This window comes from Treponema sp. R8-4-B8, assembly GCF_054786175.1.
This window is the reverse complement of sequence record NZ_BDHE01000428.1, coordinates 1-439: the sequence shown is the minus strand read 5'-3', so window position 1 is coordinate 439 and position 439 is coordinate 1. Positions and strand designations below refer to the sequence as shown.

Below are 439 nucleotides of genomic sequence, written 5' to 3'. Positions count from 1 at the left end.
CACGAGTGCTGGCGGAGATGTGTATAAGAGACAGCGTATACCCTTGTACTTTTAAAGTCAGTGCTCGTTCACGATCTACATCAACCTTATCCCTGATTCCGCGTACTACCAGGCGCTTGGAACCCCGCGTAAACATTGCAAACTCAACACCGGTTTTGGCCGTCAGCGCGGATAAATCTATCAAAGAAACATCGCTTTTCTTGACTTCTGCCGCACTACCCCGCAAAGGCAACGCATTTAAAAGAGTTTGCTGCCTATTGGTCAGCGGCCTATCGTGCCGCATTATCGCCCATGGTTCGCCTTTTCCGCTGTGAGGGCCGTGTTCTATCGGCGAGTTTATAGTGTTTTCGTCCACACTCTTTAATATAACTATTTCCTCGCAGGAAGTCAAATCTTTTTTATCGGTTCTTCGCTATTTTGTGTGGGTAACTATCACATG

1 protein-coding gene is annotated in these 439 nt (G+C 47.2%); it reads right to left on the bottom strand.

Annotated features, from left to right (window positions below; genetic code table 11):
* On the bottom strand, nt 1-355 hold a 355-nt coding region (locus ACYVRA_RS09085; RefSeq protein WP_461252383.1), incomplete at its 3' end, for a hypothetical protein.
* Nucleotides 356-439 lie beyond the last annotated feature (84 nt).